This window comes from Dysgonomonas sp. Marseille-P4361 (genome assembly GCF_900343125.1).
Taxonomy (GTDB): domain Bacteria; phylum Bacteroidota; class Bacteroidia; order Bacteroidales; family Dysgonomonadaceae; genus Dysgonomonas.
The window spans coordinates 105,229-130,534 of sequence record NZ_OPYL01000005.1 but is presented as its reverse complement, the minus strand read 5'-3'; the positions used below and the strand labels follow the sequence as shown (position 1 = coordinate 130,534).

The window sequence follows — 25,306 nt, the reverse complement described above, 5'->3', positions numbered from 1 at the left end:
AACTATTCAGCTTTAGCGGTCAATCATCAGATGTAGTGATTTTATTCCTCCTTTTATCTAAATAACACAATAAACAATCCAAATAATGCTACCGGTGGAATGGCTGCCTTTATGATATTCGACATTTTCTTATGTTTGGCATAGGTGCTATTTAAGAAAGCCTGATCCAGTTCGTCATTATCTCTTATATAAACATTTTCATCCGGTTCTTCGAGCCAGAAATCTTTTGTCGTTGAGTCGGGAAGATAAAACAATTCCTGACAAAAACCACTTAAGGTTCTTTTTCTTATTCTATCTGGCTTAACGAAGCCTGTAAAGTTAACATCGCAGTGATAAACGATTTCATCTTCTCTGCCTAAATCGTCATACATCCCGAATTTATAATATGTATAGCAATTCTTCATGTAACATTTACCATGAGTTTCAGCAAACTCAAAGCGCCCTATTTTCCTAAGAACTTTCACTTTTCGTTCCAAATACTTTTTGTAAGGCTGAGCTTCCATTAATGAGTCTACCGAGGCCACCTCAATAGACATCAATGTCATATCTTTCTTATTAATGATCACTTCACCTTCTGCCCATCCTTTCTTTCCGGGCAAAGGCTTAATTTCTAAAATAATTAATGAACTATCGGAAGTATAAGACCTCTTGGTTTCGTTGTTTGCACTCTTTCCGAACGAAAAAAGATGAGAAGCATGGTATTCTGCACCATACAACTCTGTTGGAGGAATTACTGCATGCTGCAAGCGCCTTACATCAAGAATATTATATTCATATGGGACTTTGTCTTTTTTTAGTTTTTTCTTTAGTTCTTTCGACTTTAATAATGTTGTATAAGAGAGATAAATTTCATTTTTAAGTGTGTCTGACAATTTAGTTTGATCGAAATGCAGTAAATAAGCCAATGGAATCTCGACAACAAGTTTCTTCTTGGTATTTATCATCACCTCTTTCAATATTTTATCAGCTTCATCGGGACTGATCGTCACGGGCGCTAATGAGACAGGATTCAATTCCATGAAAACAAGATTGCTAACACCGAGATTCTCCTTTGAGACAGATCTTGTTTTATATCCGAAGCATTGAAAATGGATTACCGTGCTATTGTTTTCTGGAATTACAAAATTACCATTATCATCTGTTGATACATATTCATTCGACAAATCGCCATACTGAACAATAACATCAGGTATAGGTTTCCTTGTATCCTTATCCAACACAACTCCCCGTATCGAAGTTTGCGCTGTAAGCCCTGATATAAACAGCGTAAATAAGCAGAATAGTGAAAGTTTTTTCATTGTCCTTTCTTTTGTAGTTTCACTAAAGTAACGAATATAACACTTCTATATTTTCATTTTCTGCTATTTTCTCATCTTTTAACGACTAAGCAACAAGTAACCTCTCTTTTTTATATATTTGTTCCAAAATAAAAAATACACACTCAATGAATTTAAATATAAATGAAATAATTCCGATTCTTATTATTGCTCTAACAGCTATTACAAGTATTAAAGGCTTTAATGATATGGCCTTCTTTGACAGATATAAGTTTAATGTTGGGGCGATATTAGGCAGTTCTAAGCAATGGGATAGACTATTAACTTCTGCGACATTACATGGAGACTATATGCATCTTATATTTAATATGATGACACTTTACTTTTTCTCTGATATTATCATATTAGTATTTGGTCTATGGAAATATCTTGCAATCTACGTAGCAGCTATACTGGGAGGAGGACTTCTATCACTTTGGGTACACCGCCGGGAATATTATTATAGTGCCATAGGTGCATCGGGTGGTGTTGTGGGTATTCTTTTTGCAGCTATTGCCATAGAGCCCAATATAGGCATATACATATTCCTTATTCCTATAGCAATACCTGGGTGGATATTTGGTCTGGCCTATCTTGCTTATTCAATATATGGTATGCAATCGAGCCAAGGAAATATTGGACACGACGCCCATTTAGGTGGTGCCGCCATCGGACTTATCATGGCTATTTTATTTGCACCTAGCCTATTAGAGGTTAATATGTTATACATCGGTATAATGATTGTACCACTGATAATATTGACATATCTTGTTTTGAAGAAGAAATAATTGTATTTTTGCGATGTATTTGACACAAACATTGAATTGAAAACTTTTTATCCAGCAAAATCTATTTCACTTCTTTGAACATCGCAATTATTTATTTGTTATAAATATTGTAATCTATTAAATAAATTGTAAAAGAATGAGCGAAGAAAAAGACTTACGTCTGTATGACGAAGACGATGCTGTAAAATTTATACAGAATTACCTTCCCCAAGAGCTTAAAGGCAAATACACTAACGATGAGATAAATTATATTATCGACGTTATATATGACTTCTATGAAGAAAAAGGATTCATGGACGAGGATTCTGACGGAGAAGCTTTAGTAGATATTGACGAGGATGAAATTATTGCTTATGTTATTAAAAGTAGCAAAAAAGATAAAGTAAATAAATTCTTACCAGAAGAGGTTGCATTCATCATACAAGGCGAACTTGCCTATTGCGACTCTCTTGGTATTTTCGAATAAGTAAGACTATTCACAATATAAATAATTTTTAATTTTATAATTATGAAACATTTTTCATTTATTGCAGCTATTCTTTTAAGCTGTTCTATTTTATTCTCTAGTTGTGGAGCTAGCGATACTGTTAAAGGCGGTGGTATTGGTGCAGGTGCAGGTGGTGCTCTAGGTGCTGGTATTGGTGCTATTATCGGTGGAGGTAAAGGTGCTGCATGGGGTGCTGGTATTGGTGCTGTTGTAGGTGGTTCTGCCGGAGCTATCATCGGAAATAAAATGGACAAACAAAAGAAAGAGTTGGAACAAATCAATGGTGCTCAAGTAGAGTCGATAAATGATGGTCAAGCAATTAAAGTAACATTCGAATCTGGAATTTTATTTGCGACTAACTCAAGCACTCTTAACTCAACTTCACAAGGTTCACTTACAAGTTTTGCTAATTCATTAAAAAGCAACCCTGATACTGATGTTCAAATTTACGGACACACAGACAACACTGGTAACGATGCTATAAACAACCCTCTATCAGAAAAACGTGCTCAGGCTGTTTATAACTTCCTACAAAGCAAGGGCGTTTCTGGAAACCGTATGGTGACTCAAGGATTTGGATCTACTCAACCAATTGCTGACAACAGTACAAAAGATGGTAGAACTCAAAACCGTCGTGTTGAAGTATACATCCTTCCTAACGAGAAGATGATCCAAGACGCACAACAAGGTAAATAAGAACTATTTACATATAAAACAAAAAGGACTGAATAATTATTCAGTCCTTTTTGTTATTGCTATACTCTTATAGATTATTGCTCATTAACTGCACATCTTTTATTTTTGCTGCTCTATACTTTTCTTTCACGAAAGTATATAAATGAGGTGACTTATGGGCTCCTTCTTTTCTAACTTCGTTTAATGGCTGAATATAGCCTATCGAAAGCATTTTTCGTTGAAAATTTCGTCTATCCAATTCACGCCCTAATATTGCTTCATAGATACTACGCAGTTCAGGCATTGTAAATTTATCTGGTAATAATTCGTAACCAAAAGGAATAAAACCGACTTGCTTCCGGATTTCAGAGACAGCCAGATTGATCAACATTCCATGAGTCCCATATAGCTCCGGGAGTGCATTTATATCAAACCATTCCAGTTCTTCATATTCCTCTGCTGCAATCTCAACATCCTGATATTTTACTAACAGGTAATAACTTAAACTTACAAATCGACCTAGATTCACCATATTCTCCGGGATCTCTTCCACATCTAAGCGTTTCAGCATCATTAGGTTTTCATCATCACCCGCATTGCACTTCTTATTAAAAAAATAGAATTGCTTCAGAAATCCATCTCTACCTATTCCTGTTTTACTTTCCAATATTCGATAGGCTGAGTCATCGGGGCCTTCATCTCGACGGATAAAGCCTCCTGTTAATAACCATTTATCGCTTTCCTTGCGCTTACACAATAAAATTTTTATACATCCTGCATCAAATCCCATGATAATACAATCAACGGATATATAAGGGACGAACGTTTCTACTGCTCGATTCATCGATTCAGTAAATGGCGCTTTTCGCTCCATAGGCTACATGTTTTAGTTTTATAATTGTTCTTCTACAGCTCCATATTTCTTATCTAGATTATAATTCTTAAATTCAGCTTTTTCCTTTTCAGTCTTAAGACTATCAAGTTGAAGCATCATAACAGACAACTGATAAGATTTAGATACTGCTGACTTCAGAGTTTGTGATAAAGTGTACGTATATTTATTTTTTCCCTCCAACGCTATAGTCAAAGGATTATCTTTGTTTGCATATATAAATTTAGCAATACCATTCTCATGTGCTCCTTGAAATCGAATTACCTCATAACTTTTACCCATATTCGAAAAACGATAAAGCAATCCTTCATCGGTAACAGGTAAAGACTGTACAAAAGTTCCATCTTTAGCTGATACTTTAATTTGATTGTGCTTCTGTCCTCCGACAAAAACACTTTCTAAATAAAGCACACCATCCTCTCCTACCCCTGAACGTAAGGTAGTTCCAGTTATAGCCCCTCCTGAAGCTATTGTCTTTGGCACAAAAGTCCCTGTTTCCTGATATTCTTTATTTTGTAGAAAGACAAAATCTTTTTTATATTTCTCTACCTCTGGAGTATATAAAGTAATTAATGAGTCACATATTTCTATTGTATAATCATTTTCTCCCCTACGTACAGAATCAAGCAAGGCCAAACTTGCCTTTCTTTCCTCAATCGCCTTAGTATACAATAAATTAATACTGTCAATTTCTTGCTTAGCCAGATCAAATTTACCTTGTTGATAGAAATTTCGTGCAGCTTCTAAATGCAGTTTAGCGCCTTCATCTTTAGAACCACAAGCACAAGAAAAAACAACAAAAAGTGTCAAAAATACCCTTTGTAATTTTTGCATAGAAAAAAACTTTTCCTTATAAATCATTATAAAATAACACCTTAAAACCGGAGCCAAAGTACAAATTATTTCCTTTACCTCCTTATTTATTAATCTTTTTTTTACTCTTTATATTTAAAATCAATATCTAAAGAGATTTTATATTTTTTTTCAGCATAAAGCTTTGAATTACTATCTTTGTATGCACAAGAAGACTCGAATGATAGACAACAATTTAGAGGTACAAGATATTATACAGAAGAAACTTTCTGGCGAAATATTTACCATAGTAAGACAAGCTGCAGACGAAATGCAGCTTGAATGCTATGTTATAGGTGGTTATGTCCGTGACATTTTCTTATATCGTCCATCCAAAGACATTGACTTTGTCACTGTAGGAAAAGGCATAGAATTGGCAAAAACTGTAGCAAACAAGTTAGGAAGAAAGGCACATTTATCTGTATTCAAAAACTTTGGGACAGCTCAGATAAAATATAAAGATATGGAGATCGAGTTTGTAGGAGCTCGCAAAGAATCCTACCAGAGAGACTCTCGCAAACCCATTGTGGAAGACGGCACATTGGAAGACGACCAAAACCGTCGGGATTTTACCATAAACGCTCTTGCAATATGCGTCAACAAAGACCGTTTTGGAGAACTACTCGACCCTTTTGATGGTCTGAAAGACTTGGAGAATCTGATTATAAGAACTCCCCTCGATCCCGATATAACCTTTAGCGATGATCCTTTACGCATGATGAGAGCAATACGCTTCTCTTCTCAACTAGGATTTGATATAGAGCCAAGCACCTTTGATGCCATCACTCGCAATTGCGAACGGATAAACATTATTTCGAAAGAACGCATTATTGACGAACTTAACAAGATAGTTTTATCACCAAAACCGTCAATCGGTTTTTTACAATTAGAAAAGACCGGACTATTGGATATTATTTTTCCCGAATTAGTCGCATTGAAAGGAGCTGAAACAAAAGATGGAGTTGGACACAAGGATAATTTCTACCATACATTGGCTGTTTTAGATAACATATCAAAAAACACGGATAATCTTTGGTTACGCTGGTCGGCTATACTGCACGACATTGCTAAACCTGCCACTAAGCGCTTCGACAATAAACTAGGCTGGACTTTCCACAATCATAATTTCATAGGAGAAAAAATGATTCCCGGTATATTTCGTCGCATGAAGCTACCGCTGAATGAAAAAATGAAATATGTACAAAAGATGGTAGGTCTACACATGCGTCCTCAGGTATTGGTAGATGAAGACATTACAGACTCTGCAGTTCGTCGTCTATTATTTGAAGCAGGTGATGACATCGAAGACCTGATGACTCTCTGCGAGGCTGACATCACCTCTAAGAACCCAAATAGAGTTCGCCGATACCTAACTAATTTCAAGATAGTTCGTCAGAAACTAAAGGAAATAGAAGAGAAAGACCATATTCGCAATTTTCAACCTCCTATCAAGGGTGAGGAAATTATGGAAATATTCAATCTTCCTCCCGGAAGAGAGGTCGGTCAATTAAAATCATCTATCAAAGATGCAATACTAGATGGGGTTATACCAAATGAATACAATGCCGTATATGCATACCTAATAGAGAAAGCGAAGAAGATAGGATTAACTCCTAAGAAATAACACAAACAGCTACAAAAAAGATGAAGAAGAAAAACTTTACGATGATTCTTAATCATTTTGAGAGAATGCATCTAACCCGAGATACTTTTCTTGTACCATATTACATAGGCCTGGAATGCGACTTCGATGTCACGATAGTATACCCTCGCACAGAAAACAATACGGATCTGCCTGATGTTTATAGGGGAGTGAAGTTACATCCGATTAGTCACGGGGTAAACAAAAGCAGTCATTCTTTCTTCTTCAAAGTTGTTCTGTACCTCATCAAGAATGCAAGGAGGATAGACATTCTGATGACACTCTTCATCCTTATGGGATCTGGGCGAATATCATTACTATACAAACTCCTTAATCCCAAAGGCATATCTTATGTAAAGTTAGATATTCCAACTTATATGGTAGGGAGGGTATCTTCTCTTTTCAAAGATCAACGCCTTAAAGAAAAACTAAAAAAACAATTTTACATTGCCTATTTTAAGCGAGTCAACCTCTTTAGCTGCGAGACATCCGATGCTTACGACCTACTAGTCAATGATGAACAGTTAGCTCCTTATTTTAAGGACAAGACTATGCTCCTCGAAAATGCTTGTGACGATATTTTAGTCAATGAGATCGCTGTAAAGCCTAAATCTTTTGAGGAGAAAGAAAACATCTTTATAACTGTTGGCAGGCTGGGGACAAAAGAAAAACGAACTGAATTTCTTCTCGAAGGACTTAAACATACTGAGTTCAAGGATTGGAAAGCATATCTTATCGGTCCTATTAATAATGAATTTACTGAATACAAAGACAATTTCTTCAAGGAAAACCCTCACCTAATAGATAAAATTATATTCACGGGGGCAATCTATGACGAGAAAATACTCTGGGAATACTACAGTAGAGCCAAAGTCTTCATCCTAACATCTTCTACCGAGAGTTCAGGATTAGTATTTTACGAAGCCAAAATCTTCCATGACTATATTGTAACTACTCACGTAGGGGCAGCCCGAGATGTTATCATAGACGGATGTGGTAAGATTACAGACATGCACGATCCAAAGATACTTGGTGAAATACTGAGCGATATTACTTCCGGAAAAATAAATATAGATACTTATCAAAACATCGACACCTCTGGCTTGTTTTGGAGTAATCGAATAAAACTTCTTAAAGCAAGATTGAATAATCTTCAAAACATCAAATAAATATCTTAATTATTTATGGATTAAGGATAAATACCTCCTCTATCTTTATATGAATACTCTATTAGAAACATGTTTGATATCTGCCAATCGTTTACTCGATAGATTGCTGTTTGTTTTCATAAATAAGAAACAAATAAAGAAAGTCGGCATCTTCATTTTTATTTTCCTTTCTCCTTTTGGTCTTACAGCACAGAGAGGTTATTATACGAAAGGAGACACTGTGTTTTATTCTCATTATAGGATGAATAATGTTGATGCCAAGTCCTTCAATATTATCAACTCCAATTACGGAACTGACGGTCAGAAGGTCTACTTTAAAAACAAACAGATAGAAGGGGTAGATATAGCTTCTTTCAGGGCATTAAATGATTTTTATTCTTGCGACACACATCATGTTTTCTACAAGGAAGACATAGTAGAAGGAGCAAATGTTACTACCTTTAAAATAATGGACACTGATTATGCGTCCGACAAATCGAATATCTATTTTTGGGGAGAGAAACTAGAGGGGTGTGATCTAAAAAATTTTCGCCGAATGGAAATAGACGAAGAACATTACTCTTGTGATCATAAACGAGTCTATTGGCGGCACAGAGAGCTAAAAGGCATTGACAAGAAAACCTTTCGTATCATGAAAGGACATAGTAACATTGCTTTCGATAAGAAACGTGTCTATTATTATGGGAGGCTGATTAAAGGAGCTGACTCTAAAACATTCGAAGCTTTGTCCACTTATTTTTACCGAGACAAACGAAGAGTTTATACCTTATTGATGGATGTAGTGGAGGGAGCCGATGCTAAAACCTTCCGTGTTTATTGTCCCTCGTCACCCTATGGAGGCGATAAAAATAGAGTATTCTACAAAAAAGAACCTTTATGCTGTGTAGATCCCGATGAATTCGTTGTGATTAGCTACAATATGGGGCACGATGGATATTTTCTCTATTTTGAAGGCTCTATGATGGAACCAGTTTCTTCTCACTACTTAAAGATGAAGCCCTGTGGCTTTGAATAAGCCTATATATAATAAAACTAAAGACTAAAAGATATGACAATAAAATCAATTATAGTAGCCGTTGACGAAAACAACGCAATAGGGAGAGACAACGATCTGCTTTGTCACTTACCTAACGACTTGAAGCACTTCAAATCTGTCACAAATGGCTACCCTGTTATCATGGGACGAAAGACATTCGAATCGCTTCCCAAAGGCGCATTGCCTAACAGGAGGAATATAGTTATTACAAGGAATAAAAATCTGCAATTCGACAACTGTGAGATGTGTAGTTCAATAGAAGAAGCTATTAACCTTTGCAAAGATGAGTCTCAGATATTTTTTATCGGAGGGGGAACGATCTATAATGAAGTAATAAATATCGCCGATACATTATACTTAACACGTATCCATCACAAGTTTGAAGAGACAGACACTTTCTTTCCAAATATAAACGAAAGTGAATGGAAAGAAATTTCAACAGAACATCACCAGACTGACGAGAAGCATAAATACCCTTATAGTTTTATTACTTTCCGAAAAATAAAACGTTAATATACTTGCTTATATAAAATAAACATCCTATTTTTGCAACCCGAAACTCGAAAGAAAATAATAACAGAAAATAAGATATAGCGATGAAAAGAACTTTTCAACCATCAAACAGAAAGAGAAAAAACAAACATGGTTTTCGCTCTAGAATGGAAACAGCTAACGGACGCAGAGTACTTGCATCTCGCAGAGCTAAAGGAAGAAAGAAACTTACAATTTCAGACGAATATCCTAAAAACTAAGGGATAAACGAAATTTTAAGCATACGACAAGAAGTAAGAATTGAATAAATTCTTACTTTTGTTGTTTATGGACACTTACTTAAATATAAATTGGTTTGACCTAATAGTAGCCATTATCGTTATCCTATCGATGATAAGAGGACTGTTTTCGGGACTTGTAATGCAACTAGCTACACTTGCAGGCATCATACTAGGGGCTGTCTTTGCAGGAAAGCTATCAGAATACATTGCACCCGAACTAATCAAAATTACAGAAGCCTCGCCTCACATTGTAGGACCACTGTCTTACATTCTAGCTTTTACAGCTATACTTATAGGCCTTTTCTTTGCAGGAAAATTGATTGAATCCTTCGTTGATGCAATAAAAATGACTGCGCTAAACAGAATAGCCGGAGGATTTTTTTGTGCCGCAAAATGGATTATACTATTCAGTATAATCATAAATCTTGTTGCTGAATTTGATCAAGATAAGAGAATAATAAAAGAGGATGTGCGTAACGAATCCCACACCTACCCTCTTATTACTGATGTCGCTAAGACTGTTATTCCCTATCTCCGATTCGACTGGATCTAATCTTTCTGAGAAGAATAAGCCTTGATAATCTCAACAAGCTTATCTTTAGACACAACACCTTTCACTCGTGTTACTTCTTTGCCATCTTTATAGATCACAATAGTAGGTAATACCTCTACTCCTTGCTCTATCGCGAACTTCTTGTAATTATCTACATTCAGTTTTCCTATTTTTACCGATTCTTTATATTCCTTTGCCAGATCATCTAACATAGGAGCTATTCTACGGCAAGGGCCACACCAAGCAGCCCAAAAGTCCACAAATACCAAACCTTTAGCCGTTTCTTCCTGATAATTTGAAGCTGATAGGGTTACAATCGGAGACTTTTCTTTCTCAGGCTTATCATCTAACGAATTCGCTGACACACCAAACGGAAGGATAAGAGATATAGCTAATACTAATACACTCAGAAATAATTTATCTTTCATCATCTATATTTTATTCTACTAGGAATAGCGAAGATATAAAAAGTTACAACATTCTGATTTCTTTTAACTAATATACACTATTGTTTATACATCGATAGATTTATTTATAGATTTATTTGGTATTTTTGTAAACTGATAAGAGACTATAAAAAAATGAAGCGAGAACCTCAGAGACTCGATTTAGATAAGATATTACAGGAGAAGGCTCCTAAAATTTATAACAAAGTTCCTCGTTTTGTTATAAACTATCTCAAGAAGAAAATACATCTTGATGAGCTAAACGAGATACTCACCATTTATGCAGACAAAGATGGTGTTGATTTCATGGATGCCGTTGTTGGATATTTCAATTTGGAACTAAAGGTAGAGGGATTGGATAAAATACCTAATGACGGACGTTACATATTCGTCTCTAACCATCCACTTGGAGGACTAGATGGTATCTGCTTATCAAGTGTCATCGGGCAAAAATTTGACAAGAAAATAAAATATGTAGTAAACGACGTACTTTATTTTATAAAGAACTTACAGTCCATCTTTCTTCCGGTCAACAAGTATGGTCGCCAGTCAAAAATGGCTGCCAATACTTTACAAGAAGCTTACGACTCAGACAATCAAATTATAACTTTCCCAGCCGGGCTATGTTCACGAAAAGAAAACGGGCTAATTTATGACCTTCCTTGGCAGAAAAACTTCATTTTAAAGGCTATTGAATCGAAAAGACATATAGTCCCTATCTATTTTAATGGAAAAAATTCAAATTTCTTTTATAGATTTGCAAACATAAGGAAACGTCTCGGAATTAAATTCAACATCGAACTAATCTTACTTCCCGACGAAATGTTTAAGAATAAAAATAGCTGTTTTTCTATTATGGTAGGTACACCTATCCCATATACTCTTTTTGACGAAAAAAGAAGTGCTTCTCAGTGGGCTGAATATGTGAAAGAAAAAACTTACGAATTAGGCAAAACAGACAAATAATAGATGGAAACAATCATATCACCAATAGACAAAAGTCTAATAAAAGCAGAACTGAGCAAAGATAAGTTTCTGAGGCATACGAACAAGGCCAACAACGAGATTTATATTGTCACGCATCACAATTCGCCTAACATCATGTTAGAAATCGGGCGTCTTCGCGAGATTGCATTCCGTTACTATGGTGGAGGCACCGGCAAGTCTATTGATATAGATGAATATGATACGATGGACAATCCTTACAAACAATTGATTGTATGGAATCCAGATGCCGAAGAGATACTAGGCGGTTATCGTTTTATTTGCGGACCGGATATAAAGTTCGACGAAAATGGAGAACCTATATTAGCAACCTCTCACCTCTTCCACTTTTCGAAAAGATTTATAGAAGATTACCTTCCTTATACTTTCGAGCTGGGAAGATCTTTTGTTACACTAGAATATCAATCTACATTAGCCGGATCGAAAGGTATATTTGCTTTAGACAACCTTTGGGATGGACTTGGGGCCCTATCTGTCGCCGACCCATCAATGAAATATTTCTTTGGTAAAGTAACCATGTACGACACTTACGACACCGAAGCTAGAGATATGATTTTATTCTTCTTAAACAAATATTTTCCTGATGTAGAAAAACTTGTTTGGCCAAAACAATCTTTAAAGATAGAAACAGACCAAAGAAAATTGAAGAGACTATTTACCGGAGACACTTTCAAAGCAGACTATCGCATTCTAAATACATCAGTCCGACGCTTGGGGCTGAACATACCGCCATTAGTAAATGCCTATATGAGCCTTTCTCCTCAGATGAAAGTATTCGGAACGGCAGTCAATGACACATTTGGCAATGTTGAAGAAACGGGAATACTGATAAAGAAAGATGAAATACTAGAAGACAAGAAAAAAAGACACATAGAATCATACCTAAGAGATAAACCATCAAAACGTTTCTTGAAACGCCTTCGCCAAGTCGTAAACTGGAGTTGGGATTGGTATGAAGATAAACCCAAAAAGAAAAATGAAGGCTTTTTATCAATCACCTGTAGGAGTAATAGAAATAGAAGAAACGAATAATCACATATCTTCTATTACTATACTTACTGAGCAACCACCCAATACTCCGTCTGAAATTTCCCCTCTTCTGAACGATGCTATACAGCAATTTGAAGAGTATTTTGATGGAAAACGAAAGAGTTTCGATCTTCCTCTCAAGCAAGAGGGAACTGACTTCCAACGGAAAGCATGGAGTTATCTTAAGACTATACCTTATGGAGAAACCGTGTCGTACAAAGATCAAGCTTCTGCCATAGGTTCACCCAAAGCTTTCAGAGCTGTAGGCTCTGCCAATGGAAGAAACAAACTGGCAATCATCGTTCCGTGTCATCGTGTAATAAACGAAAGAAATGGCTTAGGCGGATATGCATATGGCTTAGATATAAAACGTCTTCTTTTAGAATTAGAACTCTTTTATAAAGAACAAAACAATGCTTGATCTATCAGGATACAATATCATTCTAGCATCCAACTCGCCCAGAAGAAAAGAACTACTCTCAGGTCTTGAATTCAGTTATGAAGTAAAAACCCTTCCCGACATAGACGAATCTTTCCCTCCCAGCCTTAAGGGTGAAGAAATAGCTAAATACATAGCTAAAGAGAAAGCTGATGCGTATAAAAACAATATTGAAAGGGATACTTTATTAATTACTGCCGATACGATTGTATTGCTCGGTAACAAAGTTTATGGTAAACCGAAAGATGAATCAGAGGCCAAGCAAATGTTACATGAATTATCGGGCAATACACATCAAGTTGTCACAGGAGTATGCATTACGACCAAACTGAAACAACATGTTTTTAGTGTATCCTCAGAAGTTCGCTTCGCTCAGTTAGAAGACGAAGAGATCGACCATTATGTAAGTAAATATAAACCTTTCGACAAAGCTGGCGCTTATGGTATTCAAGAGTGGATTGGATATATAGCTGTTGAATATATTTCAGGATCTTATTTTAACATCATGGGATTACCTGTGCAACGCCTGTATCAAGAGCTGAAAAAATTCTAGGCTAGCCCACTCTCCAATTATCGATTTACACCTATCCATTACCTCAGAAAAAGAAGTTTTATCTTTAGGTCGTCTTCTTATAAAGGAATCAATATAAGAAAAACAAAAAACACTGACCAATAGACACAAAAAGTCCAAAATATGGCAGAGTTATATATATAAATATGAGACAATATCCTTTACTTTTGCGACACAATTATCGAAAGCGCCTAAAACAAAGCCTATCTATTATGATTCCTTCTATCTTTGCAACCGAAGTATAAAACAATACCAAAATATCATGAAAAAAGTACATATCGTATTATGGCTTGCTGCCTGTTGTTTATTATCGTTTGCATGTGAGCAAAAAAAAGGAAAAGGAGAAGAAGTCGCTACAAACAATAATTTAGAGAGAGCTGAAATGACATTAGACTCTCTTTACAAGCACTATTCGGTTCTCGAGACCAATCTACTAAGAGAAAATTATCCATTCAAAGATGATTACAAAGCAACTTATCTAGCTTCGGAAGAGCAGAATGATGCTCCTAATCAATATTCATACTTGTGGCCTTATTCAGGCACTTTTTCTGCAGTCTATGCCCTATTTGAAACGTCGGACGACACAAAATTCAGAAATACCTTAGACAATAAAGTACTGAATGGACTGGAAGAATATTATGACACCAAGAGAGAGCCTTATGGTTATGCTTCTTATATAAACTCGGCGAAAGAGTCAGACCGTTTCTACGACGACAATGTATGGCTAGGCATAGATTTTACCGATACATACATCAAGACAAAAGACCAAAAATATCTGGATAAAGCTCAAATAATATGGAACTTCGTAATGAGCGGATGTGATGATAAACTTGGAGGAGGAATATACTGGTGCGAACAAAAGAAAGAATCAAAAAACACATGTTCTAATGCACCCGGAGCAGTATTTGCACTTAAACTGTTCGAAGCAACGCTAGATAGCTCTTACCTTGCACAAGGGAAGGAGTTATATGAATGGACTAAGAAAAACCTTCAGGATACTGACTATGTGTATTTCGACAACATCAACCTAGATGGAAAAATAAGCGAAGCCAAATATCCATACAATAGTGGACAGATGATGCAAGCTGCTGCTTTGCTTCACAAAATCACGAAAGAAAATAACTATCTGGAAGATGCACAAAATATAGCAAAAGGATCTTACAATTATTTCTTCACTGATTTCACTCCTAACGAAGGCGAAGCATTTAAAGTCCTTAAAGAACATGATGTATGGTTTATTGCTGTCATGCTCAGAGGTTTTGTTGAACTATACCATTTAGATGGAAATAAAACTTACATCGATACATTCCAAAAGAATCTGGACTTTGCTTGGAATAACACTCGCGAAACAAATGGCTTATTCAACAAGGATTTCTCAGGAAAGAAAAAAGACGAACGCAAATGGTTGCTAACACAAGCTGCCATGGTAGAAATGTATGCGAGAATGGGCGGGATCAAATAGCTAGCCCCTACTATTTATAGTTGAAATTATTATTAATATTTTAAGTTATATGAAGAAAAAAATCTTTTTAGGCTGTGCACTTGCAGCACTCATGGCAGTCGGAGGCGGCAACATGCAAGCAAACGACCTAAGCCTACCTATGGATAATACGAAAATTATCAAAAAGGGTAATTATAAAAAGACAAACCGTCCGGCAGCAAAGGAACGTCTATTTACATCACAAGCTGTAGAGAACGAGATCGTTCGAGTTAAGAAACTACTAACAAACCAAAAGCTTGCTTGGATGTTTGAGAACTGTTTTCCTAACACACTTGACACAACTGTTCGTCACTATCAGACAGATGGGAAAGATGACACAGTCGTATACACGGGAGATATTCACGCAATGTGGCTACGCGATTCAGGAGCACAAGTTTGGCCTTATGTTCAATTAGCAAACAAAGATCCGAAGCTTAAAGCAATGCTAGCCGGTGTTATCCGTCGTCAATTCAAATGCATCATCATCGACCCTTATGCAAATGCATTCCTTGATCCACACGATCCAAATCCGGATCATCAATGGATGAGCGACATGACAGATATGACAGAAGCATTACACGAACGTAAATGGGAAATAGACTCTCTTTGTTATCCTCTGCGTTTAGCTTACCAATACTGGAAAGTAACAGGCGATACAAGCATCTTTGATGAAGAGTGGGTACAAGCAATCACTAACATCCTTAAAACATTCAAAGAGCAACAACGTAAAGACGGTGTAGGTCCATATAAATTCCAACGCAAAACAGAGCGTCAGCTAGATACATTAAACAACCACGGATTAGGAAACCCAGTTAACCCTGTAGGATTAATCGTATCTTCTTTCCGTCCATCTGATGATGCTACTACTTTCCAATTCTTAGTTCCTTCAAACTTCTTTGCTGTTACATCTTTAAGAAAAGCAGCTGAAATCTTAACAGAAATAACTAAAGATTCTGCTAAAGCTAAAGAATGTACTGACTTGGCTCAAGAAGTAGAAGATGCTCTTAAGAAATATGCCACATTCAACCATCCAAAACATGGAACTATCTATGCTTTCGAAGTTGATGGCTTCGGTAACAAATACTTAATGGACGATTCTAATGCACCAAGCTTGCTTTCATTAGCTTACCTTGGAGATGTAGATGTAAACGATCCGATCTATCAAAACACTCGTAACTTTGTTTGGAGCAAAGACAATCCTTATTTCTTCAAGGGTACTGCCGGAGAAGGAATTGGGGGACCTCACATCGGCTATGATATGGTTTGGCCAATGAGTATCATGATGAAAGCATTTACAAGCCAAGACGATAAAGAAATCCAATGGTGTGTAAAAATGCTTATGGATACAGATGCAGAAACCGGATTTATGCACGAATCTTTCCACAAAGATGATCCTAGCAACTTTACTCGCTCATGGTTTGCATGGCAAAATACATTATTTGGCGAATTAATCTTGAAATTAGTTGATGAAGGAAAAGTAGATCTTCTTAACGAAATCAAATAATAAAGTATATAAAGTGATATTAATAAGGGTAACAAAATTTTGTTACCCTTATTTTTTCAAAATGACACAACACATTCTGTTATAGTTATCATTGGTATGATTATTCTAAAAAAAGATGTACTTTTGCACCGATATTATTGAAAACTACTTTATCATATGCTTACAAAAGGACGCAATATAAGTATCGATTATCTAAGGATGGTACTCATCTTCTTAGTAGTACTGGCTCATAGCGATATTTCAACATACGGTATATGCGGCTGGCTTGTTTCAGATGGGCTTGCCAGAGTTACAGTACCTATATTCCTTATTATTAACGGATATTACTTTGCTGATATCGTTGATGACAAACAAAAGGTAAAGAAATACCTTAAACAGATTCTGATAATTTATATCACATGGACAATTATATATCTCCCTTTCCTGTGGTACATGTCGGGAGGTGGAAAAAAATTAATCCTAATCAACTTTATTACAGGATACTACCATTTGTGGTATATAGCCAGCCTGATAGGAGCTGCAATTTTGATCTTCCTAACTAGGAAATGTAAACTAACATACGTACTGATAGCTTCATTCATTTGCTTCTTTATAGGATATGTAATCCAGAAAATATATGTATTCGATGTACATATCTACATGTACCCTACCATCGTGAGAACATTCCTGTTTATGGGGTTCCCTTTCATGTTTTCAGGATACTACATAAAGAAAATGAATTTAGAAGAGAGACCTTTCTTCAAAAGCAATTATGTTGTTCTTCTGAGCACAGTTCTTTTTGCCCTTCTTATTCTAGAGTCAGTTCTATTGTATTATAATTTTAAAGTAGGAGAATTGGATCCTGTAAAGGATGAAATATACTTAGTCAGTCCATTTGTCGCTCCACTGATATTCTTATCAGTATTGAAGTTTTCTAAATACGAACTAGGCGGAGATAATTACATAGCAAAGGTGACTGCCAGTATATATTATGTACATGTGGTTGCTATATTTTTAGTAAATGGATCTCCATACAATGCAGATGCAATTATGTTTCCAATATCGTTCTTACTATCGATGATATTTGCTGCGGCAATTATAGAGCTAAATAAAAGAGTCAGAATCTTTCTATAAAGATTCTGACTCCTATTTTTTATACTCAAACAGCTATATTAGTTCAGCCGAGTAACACCTTTCACTCCTTTTACTGTCTTTAGTTTTTTCATCAATCCATTAAGCATATCTGTATTGCTCAATACAACGGATATATTCCCCTGAAACAAACCATCGTTAGAATCAATACTAATTGATCGTATGCTTATCCCTGCTTCTTTTGCTATAATAGAAGTTAAGTTATTGATAATACTAATATCATCGTGCCCAATAATACGAAGCGTTACAGTATAGCTAGACCCTGATTTGCCAGACCATTTAGCCGGAATTACTCTATAAGCAAAACGAGAGATCATATTCTGCGCATTAGGGCAATTCTTTCTGTGAATACGAATACCTTGCGAAGAAACAAACCCGAAGATTTCATCCCCATAGATAGGGTTACAGCATTTGGCTAGTTTGTAATCTACACCTGTCAGGTTATGATCAATAACCAACTCCTCCTTGCTACTCGACTCTTTCACCGGAGCAGTCTGCTGAGGAATATAATTTTCAGCACTTACAACCTCATACTTTTCATGCTGTTCTGTTTCTTTCTTCTCTAAAGCTAAATATTGCTCGATGACATTATTTACATCCAGCGTTTCTTCTGCTATTTTTATATAGAAGTCGGTAACTGTCTTGAAACCTAGCTTCTTAATCAATCGCATCATTATAGATTCATTTATTTCAACTTTTCTATTCTTGACACGACGTTTAAGCATTTCTTTGGCTATTTCAACCTGTTTATTAGCTTCCTCTTTTAGTGTCTGACGTATTTTATGCTTCGCCTTCGATGTCACAACAAAGCTAAGCCAATCGCGCTTAGGCGACTGATTAGGTGAAGTCATAATCTCTATCTGATCTCCGTTTTTTAGTTTATGACGAATAGAAACATTGCGTCCATTAACTTTACCCGAAACACAGGTAGATCCTACTCTGGAGTGAATAGAGAATGCAAAATCAAGAATTGTAGCTCCATTAGGCAGTTTATGCAAATCTCCTTTGGGAGTAAAAACATAGATTTCATCGTCGTAAAGATCAAGTTTAAAATTCTCGAGCTTCTCTACACTACCCATATCTTTATTCTCAAGCATTTCGCGTAAGCTGGTAAGCCAGTCATCCATTCTAGACTGACTCTTCAACCCCTTATATTTCCAGTGAGCAGCAAGCCCTTTTTCAGCTATCTCATCCATCCTTCGGGTTCTGACCTGCACCTCTACCCAACGCGACTCAGGTCCCATTACAGTCGTATGTAATGACTCATATCCATTACTCTTGGGAATAGACAACCAGTCTTTCAATCGTTTAGGATTTGGTGTATAAAGATCGGTAACGATAGAATAGATTTGCCAACATTCTGCCTTTTCTTTATCCAGTTCCGAATCCAATATGATACGTATGGCAAACAGATCGTAAATATGTTCAAAATCCGTTTTCTGTTTCTTCAATTTATTATTGATAGACGAAATTGACTTCACACGCCCCTTTATATCATACTTAAGCCCTGTTTCTTTCAATCTTCCGTTGATTGGCTCTATAAATTCGGCAATATATTTATCACGTGAGTCTTTACTCTCATTTATCTTTTGCACCACAAAGTCGTAAGCTTGTCTATCGGTATATTTCAAATACAAGTCTTCAAACTCTGTCTTTATTTTATACAAACCAAGCTTATGGGCTAATGGTGTGTACAGATACGAAACTTCCAGTGCTAGTTTGAGGCGATATTGCTCACTATAATTTCTGGCACATCTCATTTCGTACAAACGACTTGCTATCTTGATAAGGATTACTCTCATATCTTCGGCAAGCGAAATCAGAAGCTTTATATAATTATCGGAAGCAATCGCCGATTCATTCATTTCCAGATTATTAACCTTAATAAGTCCGGAAATAATATCAGCGATATCTGCACCAAACAGCTTCTTTACATCATTTATACTTATTGTATTATACACGACTGGCCCATAAAGAATAAGGGCTATAACAGAAGCGCTTCGCATACTCATCTCTTCGATCAGAATAATACACGTACTGATTATCAGATCAGCCGCACTGTCTTCTCTCTCTTCTTTATGATAAATTTTCTCTGCTAATGATTTTTTGATTACAGTTTTCAGTTTCTGTAATTCGTCAGGAGTCAGCTGCTCTTCTAAATTTCGGACAAGTTGTTTAAATTTAGTAAAGTTCAGCTCGTTAGCCTTATGTACATTTTCTCTTAAAGTATCCATCACTCTTCTATGCTGTAAAAAAGTTACTTATTTCTTTACAATCAATCGTAAAATTAGTTTTTTCTTCTACTATAACCTCATGTTTCGAACAGATGTTTTCATTTTTTAGTTTTTTATATACTTTATGCTTTCAGTTATAATAATAAAAAATTAATCTTCTTATCCTTTCTAAAAGCTATCTTTTTTGTGAAATAAAGCTAATTTTACACGATGATATCATAAAGAACAAGAAGCAAAAGCTCGTGAAGTTTAACTATGTTGTATTTTTGCAAGAACATTTATACAATTAGAAATTCATAAACAATCCAATTTATATGAAACCTCAAGATTATGCCAAACTAGAAGGAGACTATAGTTTCAAAAGAAGTTACTTAAGCAAAACACCATGGTGGAAAACTATTTTAATCATAGCTCCTATATGTTTACTGTTCGTTGGTTTGGCGGGTATTATCTATATACTGAAACAAGACATGCTTGCATCTCTTTACTCAATACCATATCTGGCACTATTTGTTGTGGGTACAATATGGTTCAAAGCGATTAAAAGGCATATCTTCAAGACTAAAATAAACACGCCTGATTCATTTCTTGTCTGTCTTGCAAGACCTATCCACGAGGAAGTCAATAAAGTTTTTTCTGTATTTATAACAGATTCACATCGTCATAACAGCTATTACATTAAGAATCTGGGAGAGAAGATAGAATTTGAAGAGTTAATAAAAAAAGACTCTAACCTACAAAAGAAAGGTGTTCACCCTATTTACGATGACAATTCTGAATCAAACCTCTTTCTTTTTGTATCCGATGCAAAAGATATCAGTAAGAAAAATAAAAGTTGGAATAAAGAAGAAACATTCCCTGTCTTATATATTGATAAAGACTATACATTCGCAATTAAAGCTAAGGATCTGACTTTCTATACGAAATAAGAGATCATCTTATAAAAATTGTATCTTTGCAGTAAACTTAAAGAAACTTTATGAAAATATTATTAATCGGAGAATATAGCCGTGCTCATCTGACGTTAGCCGAAGGATTACGTACACTAGGACATGAGGTTGTTGTAGCATCTGATGGTGATGGGTTTAAAAACTATCCCAGAGATATAGACCTCACCCGTAAGAGTTCGAGCATAAAAGATACATTTACCAGCTTATTATCAGTCCTTGATAAATTTAAGCAATTTAATGGATACGATGTTGTTCAATTGATCAACCCTTGTTTTACTACCCAGAATGTGCGTATAAACGATTATCTATCGAAGAAACTACTAAAGAACAACAAAAAGGTCTTTATGGGAGCATTCGGGGATGATTCTTACTGGGTAAGAGCTTGTATGGGCAATGAGATTTTCGACTATTCGGAGTTCTTTGTTGATGGTAAGCCTATTAATGTTGATTTCAACCAACGCTTCATCGACAAGTGGATTGATACCCCTCTTGAAAAATTCAATGTAAAACTTGCCAATTCGGTCAATGGGATAGCTGCTTGCTTGTATGAATATTACAAATCATACGAACCTATTTTCGGAGACAAGGTAAAATATATACCTCTCCCTATGAATATTTCCGAAATCGAATTTCAACCAATACCCGAAGAACCGGAGAAAGTGAATTTCTTTATCGGGATTAACAAGATTCGAGAAAAGTTCAAAGGGACTGACGTTATGGAAAAGGCACTTGCCAGAGTAAAAGACAAATATCCTGACAAGGTTATTGTCACCCGGGTAGAATCGGTTAGCTACGATGTCTATCAACAATTAATGTCGCAGGCACATGTCGTGTTAGACCAATTATATTCACACACTCCTGCAATGAATGCCTTGTTGGCAATGGCTCAAGGAAAAGTCCTCGTAGGTGGAGGAGAACCTTATATTTACGATCTGTATGGAGAGTATGAAAATCGTCCGATAATAAATGTACATCCGACCGAAGACGATGTGTTTGATAAGCTCGAATGGATTGTTCTAAACAAGAAAGAGATACCTGAAATATCCAGAAACAGTCGATTATTTGTTGAAAAGAATCACGATTATATCTCTGTTGCAAAGAAATACCTTGAATTCTGGAAGCAATAATTAGAATATTATAATAATCGCAGAAAAGCCTCAGACAACTTTGCCTGAGGCTTTTCTTTTAAATATGATGCATCTGTCCTAAAAGGCTGACACACTAAAAAAGAAGAGCTGCCTATTCCTAGACAGCTCCTCAATATGTGGTAAATAAGGATTATTTCTTATTTATTATCGCCTGAAAGTTTTTCTTTCAAAGCTGCAAGTTCCTCAATATCACCTAAAGTAGTTTTTTCTACATTGCTATTAGATTGTACTGATTCTTCTTTTTCTTTCTTAGCTGATTTTTTAGCTTTCTTTTCAGCTGCAGCTTCTTTAGCTTCAGGTTTTTCGTCTTCAAACACACGGCTATGAGAAACGATAATTCTCTTAGAGTCTTTGTTGAATTCGATCACTTTAAATTCAAGTTTTTCTTCAACTTTAGCTTGAGAACCATCTTCTTTCACTAAGTGTTTTGGAGTTGCGAAACCTTCTACACCGTAAGGAAGAGAGATTACTGCACCTTTATCAACCATTTCAACTACAGTTCCTTCGTGTACTGAACCTACTGTAAAGATAGTTTCAAATACATCCCAAGGATTTTCTTCTAGTTGCTTGTGACCTAAGCTCAAACGACGATTTTCTTTATCAATCTCAAGAACTTGAACTTCGATATCAGCACCGATTTGAGTTACTTCGCTAGGGTGTTTAATTTTCTTAGTCCAAGAAAGGTCTGAGATATGGATAAGTCCATCTACACCTTCTTCTATCTCAGCAAATACTCCAAAGTTAGTGAAGTTACGTACTTTAGCAGTATGTTGGCTTCCAACTGGGTATTTCTCTTCGATATTTTCCCATGGATCTGGTTTCAATTGTTTGATACCAAGAGACATTTTGCGCTCGTCGCGATCAAGAGTCAGAACAACAGCTTCTACTTCGTCACCAACTTTCATGAAGTCTTGTGCGCTACGTAGGTGTTGAGCCCAGCTCATTTCTGAAACGTGGATTAGACCTTCTACACCAGGAGCAATTTCGATAAATGCACCATAATCAGCCATAACAACCACTCTACCCTTCACTTTATCACCAACTTTCAAGTCTGCGCTAAGTGCATCCCATGGATGTGGAGTTAATTGTTTCAATCCAAGAGCAATACGTTTTTTATCATCATCGAAATCAAGAATTACAACGTTGATCTTCTCGTCTAATTTAACCACTTCTTCTGGATGTTGAACACGTCCCCAAGATAGGTCAGTGATGTGGATAAGACCATCTACGCCACCAAGGTCGATAAATACACCATAAGAAGTGATGTTTTTAACTGTACCTTCAAGTACTTGACCTTTTTCAAGTTTCGAAATAATTTCTTTTTTCTGTTGTTCAAGTTCAGCTTCGATAAGAGCTTTGTGTGAAACAACTACGTTTTTAAATTCGTGGTTGATTTTTACAACTTTGAATTCCATTGTTTTACCAACGAATACATCATAGTCACGAATTGGTTTAACGTCGATTTGTGATCCTGGTAAGAATGCTTCAATACCGAACACATCAACGATCATACCACCCTTAGTACGACATTTGATAAATCCTTTGATAATTTCGTCTTTTTCAAGAGCTTCGTTAACACGATCCCAAGAGCGAGTTGCACGAGCTTTCTTGTGAGAAAGAATCAATTGACCTTTTTTATCTTCTTGGCTTTCGATGTATACCTCTACCTCGTCACCAACTTTCAGATCAGGGTTGTAACGGAATTCGTTCATTGATACAACACCGTCTGATTTGTAACCGATGTTTACAACAACCTCACGTTTGTTCATCGCTGTTACTTTACCCATAACCACTTCTTTGTCGTTTACTTTATTCAACGATTGGTCATAAGTTTCTACTAATTCTTCTTGACTCTTAGCCGATAGTGAGTCACCTTTTTCGTACTTGTCCCAGTCAAAATCTGCTACTGGTTGTACATTTTTTAAATTATCAATCATTCAAAATTCGATCTGGCGCCAGTCCTGATCAGTATCATTAATAGTTTAACATATTTTGCTTTTTAGCGGTGCAAAGATATTGTTTTTCAATGAATAATACAATAATGAGACAAGAATATTCATCACGAACAATTCACAAAAAAAAGTAGAAGGATACTATCCTTCTACTTTTATTTTAAAATATTTCATCCATTCTTCTCTCTAAACGAATAGTATAATCAAACGATAAACCAGCATTGCCATTACTGCACTAATCGGGATAGTTAACACCCATGCTAAAACTAGATCCTTGGTTACACCCCAACGAACAGCTGCAAGACGCTTAACCGAACCTACTCCGATAATACTACCTGTAATAACGTGAGTTGTACTTACCGGAACATGTAATATCTCTGTGATGAATAGTGTTAATGAACCTGCTGTTTGAGCACAGAAACCTTCGATTGGAGTAATTTTTGTAATACGATTACCCATTGTCTTCATAATTTTCCATCCTCCACATACTGTTCCTAGAGCAATAGCTGTAAAACATACGAGAGGCACCCAATCATGCATATCATTCATATCATTCATATAAAGCCATGGATGAACATCTGGCGTAGTTGCTGTATAAGCAATCAACGCTGCAGCTATAATACCCATTACTTTCTGAGAGTCATTCAGACCATGTCCTATACTCAATGCTGCAGACGATACCAACTGAAGATTTTTAAACCACCTATCAGCTTTACCTGGTTTTGCTTTCTTTACCAGATGAAGGGTTAAAATTGTAATCAGATTCCCCGCAACCATACCGATCAAGGGTGCAACAACTATAAATAAAGCAATAACCCCTACAACACCAGCATGAATAGCACTAAATCCTGACGCTGCGATACCGGCTCCTGCAAAACCACCAATTAGGGTATGTGATGAAGAAGATGGAATTCCAAACCACCAAGTGATAAGGTTCCAAGTAATTGCAGCAACTAATCCAGCAATAATAACAATAGACGGGTTTCCAAAAGTTTGGATTATATAATCCATATTTACGGTTTTGGATACAGTATCGGCAATACCGAAACCACCAATAATATATTTAGCAATAAAGTAGGCTACAAAATTAAAAAATGCAGCCCATATCACAGCTTGAGTTGGAGTCAAAACCTTTGTTGAAACAACTGTTGCTATTGAATTTGCTGCATCATGAAAACCATTAATAAAATCGAAGATAATAGCCAGAACTATAATAACAATTAAAAGAGTCATC

General features: G+C 36.0%; 25 protein-coding genes. 18 read left to right on the top strand and 7 right to left on the bottom strand.

Annotated elements, in window-relative coordinates:
• Positions 1 to 53: 53 nt before the first annotated feature.
• Complete coding sequence (locus DHU68_RS10800; RefSeq protein ID WP_108823002.1) at positions 54 to 1,298, bottom strand: carboxypeptidase-like regulatory domain-containing protein; 1,245 nt, start codon at positions 1,296 to 1,298, stop codon at positions 54 to 56.
• Between the two features lie 146 nt (positions 1,299 to 1,444).
• Here DHU68_RS10800 and DHU68_RS10795 point away from each other — a divergent pair, with 146 nt between their 5' ends.
• From DHU68_RS10795 to DHU68_RS10785, 3 genes are all read left to right on the top strand, one after another.
• On the top strand, positions 1,445 to 2,104 hold the full coding sequence (locus DHU68_RS10795; protein WP_108823001.1) for a rhomboid family intramembrane serine protease: 660 nt from the start codon (positions 1,445 to 1,447) through the stop codon (positions 2,102 to 2,104).
• Positions 2,105 to 2,240: 136 nt separating this feature from the next.
• Positions 2,241 to 2,570, top strand: a complete 330-nt coding sequence (locus DHU68_RS10790) for a hypothetical protein (protein ID WP_108823000.1) — start codon at positions 2,241 to 2,243, stop codon at positions 2,568 to 2,570.
• Positions 2,571 to 2,612: 42 nt separating this feature from the next.
• Positions 2,613 to 3,287 carry an OmpA family protein gene (locus tag DHU68_RS10785; protein ID WP_108822999.1) on the top strand — a complete coding sequence of 225 codons (675 nt, stop codon included), beginning with the start codon at positions 2,613 to 2,615 and terminating at the stop codon, positions 3,285 to 3,287.
• 67 nt (positions 3,288 to 3,354) lie between these two features.
• Here DHU68_RS10785 and DHU68_RS10780 read toward each other — a convergent pair whose 3' ends face one another.
• Both DHU68_RS10780 and DHU68_RS10775 read right to left on the bottom strand, forming a co-directional pair.
• Positions 3,355 to 4,140 (bottom strand): NUDIX domain-containing protein, encoded by a 786-nt coding sequence (locus DHU68_RS10780; RefSeq protein ID WP_108822998.1) that lies wholly within the window; start codon positions 4,138 to 4,140, stop codon positions 3,355 to 3,357.
• Positions 4,141 to 4,158: 18 nt separating this feature from the next.
• Positions 4,159 to 4,992: a hypothetical protein gene (locus tag DHU68_RS10775; protein ID WP_108823090.1), complete on the bottom strand. Its 834-nt coding sequence runs from the start codon at positions 4,990 to 4,992 to the stop codon at positions 4,159 to 4,161.
• A 199-nt stretch (positions 4,993 to 5,191) separates the two neighbouring features.
• Here DHU68_RS10775 and DHU68_RS10770 point away from each other — a divergent pair, with 199 nt between their 5' ends.
• The 6 genes from DHU68_RS10770 to DHU68_RS10745 all read left to right on the top strand — a co-directional run bounded on the left by DHU68_RS10770 (position 5,192) and on the right by DHU68_RS10745 (position 10,183).
• On the top strand, positions 5,192 to 6,634 hold the full coding sequence (locus tag DHU68_RS10770) for a CCA tRNA nucleotidyltransferase (RefSeq protein WP_108822997.1): 1,443 nt from the start codon (positions 5,192 to 5,194) through the stop codon (positions 6,632 to 6,634).
• A gap of 20 nt (positions 6,635 to 6,654) precedes the next feature.
• Complete coding sequence (locus DHU68_RS10765; RefSeq protein WP_108822996.1) at positions 6,655 to 7,821, top strand: glycosyltransferase; 1,167 nt, start codon at positions 6,655 to 6,657, stop codon at positions 7,819 to 7,821.
• The gene (locus DHU68_RS10760) at positions 7,799 to 8,836 is read left to right on the top strand and encodes a DKNYY domain-containing protein (RefSeq protein WP_108822995.1); all 1,038 of its coding nucleotides are present in this window, start codon (positions 7,799 to 7,801) and stop codon (positions 8,834 to 8,836) included. The genes DHU68_RS10765 and DHU68_RS10760 overlap by 23 nt, the downstream gene beginning before the upstream one ends.
• A gap of 33 nt (positions 8,837 to 8,869) precedes the next feature.
• A complete protein-coding gene (locus DHU68_RS10755) occupies positions 8,870 to 9,370 on the top strand; it encodes a dihydrofolate reductase (protein WP_108822994.1) in 501 nt (166 codons plus the stop codon).
• An 83-nt stretch (positions 9,371 to 9,453) separates the two neighbouring features.
• Positions 9,454 to 9,609 carry a 50S ribosomal protein L34 gene (gene rpmH, locus DHU68_RS10750; RefSeq protein ID WP_108822993.1) on the top strand — a complete coding sequence of 52 codons (156 nt, stop codon included), beginning with the start codon at positions 9,454 to 9,456 and terminating at the stop codon, positions 9,607 to 9,609.
• A gap of 67 nt (positions 9,610 to 9,676) precedes the next feature.
• Complete coding sequence (locus tag DHU68_RS10745; protein ID WP_255412483.1) at positions 9,677 to 10,183, top strand: CvpA family protein; 507 nt, start codon at positions 9,677 to 9,679, stop codon at positions 10,181 to 10,183.
• On the opposite strand, the gene trxA is transcribed toward DHU68_RS10745, so the two are convergent.
• Positions 10,180 to 10,611, bottom strand: a complete 432-nt coding sequence (gene trxA / locus DHU68_RS10740) for a thioredoxin (RefSeq protein WP_108823088.1) — start codon at positions 10,609 to 10,611, stop codon at positions 10,180 to 10,182. The two genes, DHU68_RS10745 and trxA, sit on opposite strands and share 4 nt — an antisense overlap.
• 153 nt (positions 10,612 to 10,764) lie before the next feature.
• Here trxA and DHU68_RS10735 point away from each other — a divergent pair, with 153 nt between their 5' ends.
• The 7 genes from DHU68_RS10735 to DHU68_RS10705 all read left to right on the top strand — a co-directional run bounded on the left by DHU68_RS10735 (position 10,765) and on the right by DHU68_RS10705 (position 17,770).
• Complete coding sequence (locus DHU68_RS10735) at positions 10,765 to 11,595, top strand: 1-acyl-sn-glycerol-3-phosphate acyltransferase (RefSeq protein WP_108822992.1); 831 nt, start codon at positions 10,765 to 10,767, stop codon at positions 11,593 to 11,595.
• 3 nt (positions 11,596 to 11,598) lie between these two features.
• Complete coding sequence (locus DHU68_RS10730; protein WP_108822991.1) at positions 11,599 to 12,666, top strand: GNAT family N-acetyltransferase; 1,068 nt, start codon at positions 11,599 to 11,601, stop codon at positions 12,664 to 12,666.
• Positions 12,611 to 13,084 carry a methylated-DNA--[protein]-cysteine S-methyltransferase gene (locus tag DHU68_RS10725; RefSeq protein WP_108823087.1) on the top strand — a complete coding sequence of 158 codons (474 nt, stop codon included), beginning with the start codon at positions 12,611 to 12,613 and terminating at the stop codon, positions 13,082 to 13,084. The genes DHU68_RS10730 and DHU68_RS10725 overlap by 56 nt, the downstream gene beginning before the upstream one ends.
• Positions 13,077 to 13,655 carry a Maf-like protein gene (locus DHU68_RS10720; RefSeq protein WP_108822990.1) on the top strand — a complete coding sequence of 193 codons (579 nt, stop codon included), beginning with the start codon at positions 13,077 to 13,079 and terminating at the stop codon, positions 13,653 to 13,655. Before DHU68_RS10725 ends, DHU68_RS10720 begins: the two co-directional genes overlap by 8 nt.
• A gap of 280 nt (positions 13,656 to 13,935) precedes the next feature.
• Positions 13,936 to 15,135, top strand: coding sequence for a glycoside hydrolase family 76 protein (locus tag DHU68_RS10715; RefSeq protein ID WP_108822989.1), 1,200 nt, complete (start codon positions 13,936 to 13,938; stop codon positions 15,133 to 15,135).
• A 91-nt stretch (positions 15,136 to 15,226) separates the two neighbouring features.
• A complete protein-coding gene (locus DHU68_RS10710) occupies positions 15,227 to 16,657 on the top strand; it encodes a glycoside hydrolase family 125 protein (RefSeq protein WP_369831340.1) in 1,431 nt (476 codons plus the stop codon).
• 156 nt (positions 16,658 to 16,813) lie between these two features.
• Positions 16,814 to 17,770 carry an acyltransferase family protein gene (locus DHU68_RS10705; protein WP_108822987.1) on the top strand — a complete coding sequence of 319 codons (957 nt, stop codon included), beginning with the start codon at positions 16,814 to 16,816 and terminating at the stop codon, positions 17,768 to 17,770.
• A gap of 38 nt (positions 17,771 to 17,808) precedes the next feature.
• Here the strand turns inward: DHU68_RS10705 and DHU68_RS10700 are convergent, their stop codons facing one another.
• Positions 17,809 to 20,022, bottom strand: coding sequence for a bifunctional (p)ppGpp synthetase/guanosine-3',5'-bis(diphosphate) 3'-pyrophosphohydrolase (locus tag DHU68_RS10700; protein ID WP_108822986.1), 2,214 nt, complete (start codon positions 20,020 to 20,022; stop codon positions 17,809 to 17,811).
• Between the two features lie 314 nt (positions 20,023 to 20,336).
• On the opposite strand from DHU68_RS10700, the gene DHU68_RS10695 reads away from it, so the two are divergent.
• Positions 20,337 to 20,951: a hypothetical protein gene (locus DHU68_RS10695; RefSeq protein WP_108822985.1), complete on the top strand. Its 615-nt coding sequence runs from the start codon at positions 20,337 to 20,339 to the stop codon at positions 20,949 to 20,951.
• A 50-nt stretch (positions 20,952 to 21,001) separates the two neighbouring features.
• Positions 21,002 to 22,099 carry a glycosyltransferase gene (locus DHU68_RS10690; protein ID WP_108822984.1) on the top strand — a complete coding sequence of 366 codons (1,098 nt, stop codon included), beginning with the start codon at positions 21,002 to 21,004 and terminating at the stop codon, positions 22,097 to 22,099.
• 158 nt (positions 22,100 to 22,257) lie between these two features.
• Here the strand turns inward: DHU68_RS10690 and rpsA are convergent, their stop codons facing one another.
• Complete coding sequence (rpsA, locus tag DHU68_RS10685; protein WP_108823086.1) at positions 22,258 to 24,054, bottom strand: 30S ribosomal protein S1; 1,797 nt, start codon at positions 24,052 to 24,054, stop codon at positions 22,258 to 22,260.
• Between the two features lie 204 nt (positions 24,055 to 24,258).
• Positions 24,259 to 25,305 (bottom strand): inorganic phosphate transporter, encoded by a 1,047-nt coding sequence (locus tag DHU68_RS10680; protein ID WP_108822983.1) that lies wholly within the window; start codon positions 25,303 to 25,305, stop codon positions 24,259 to 24,261.
• Position 25,306: the final 1 nt, after the last annotated feature.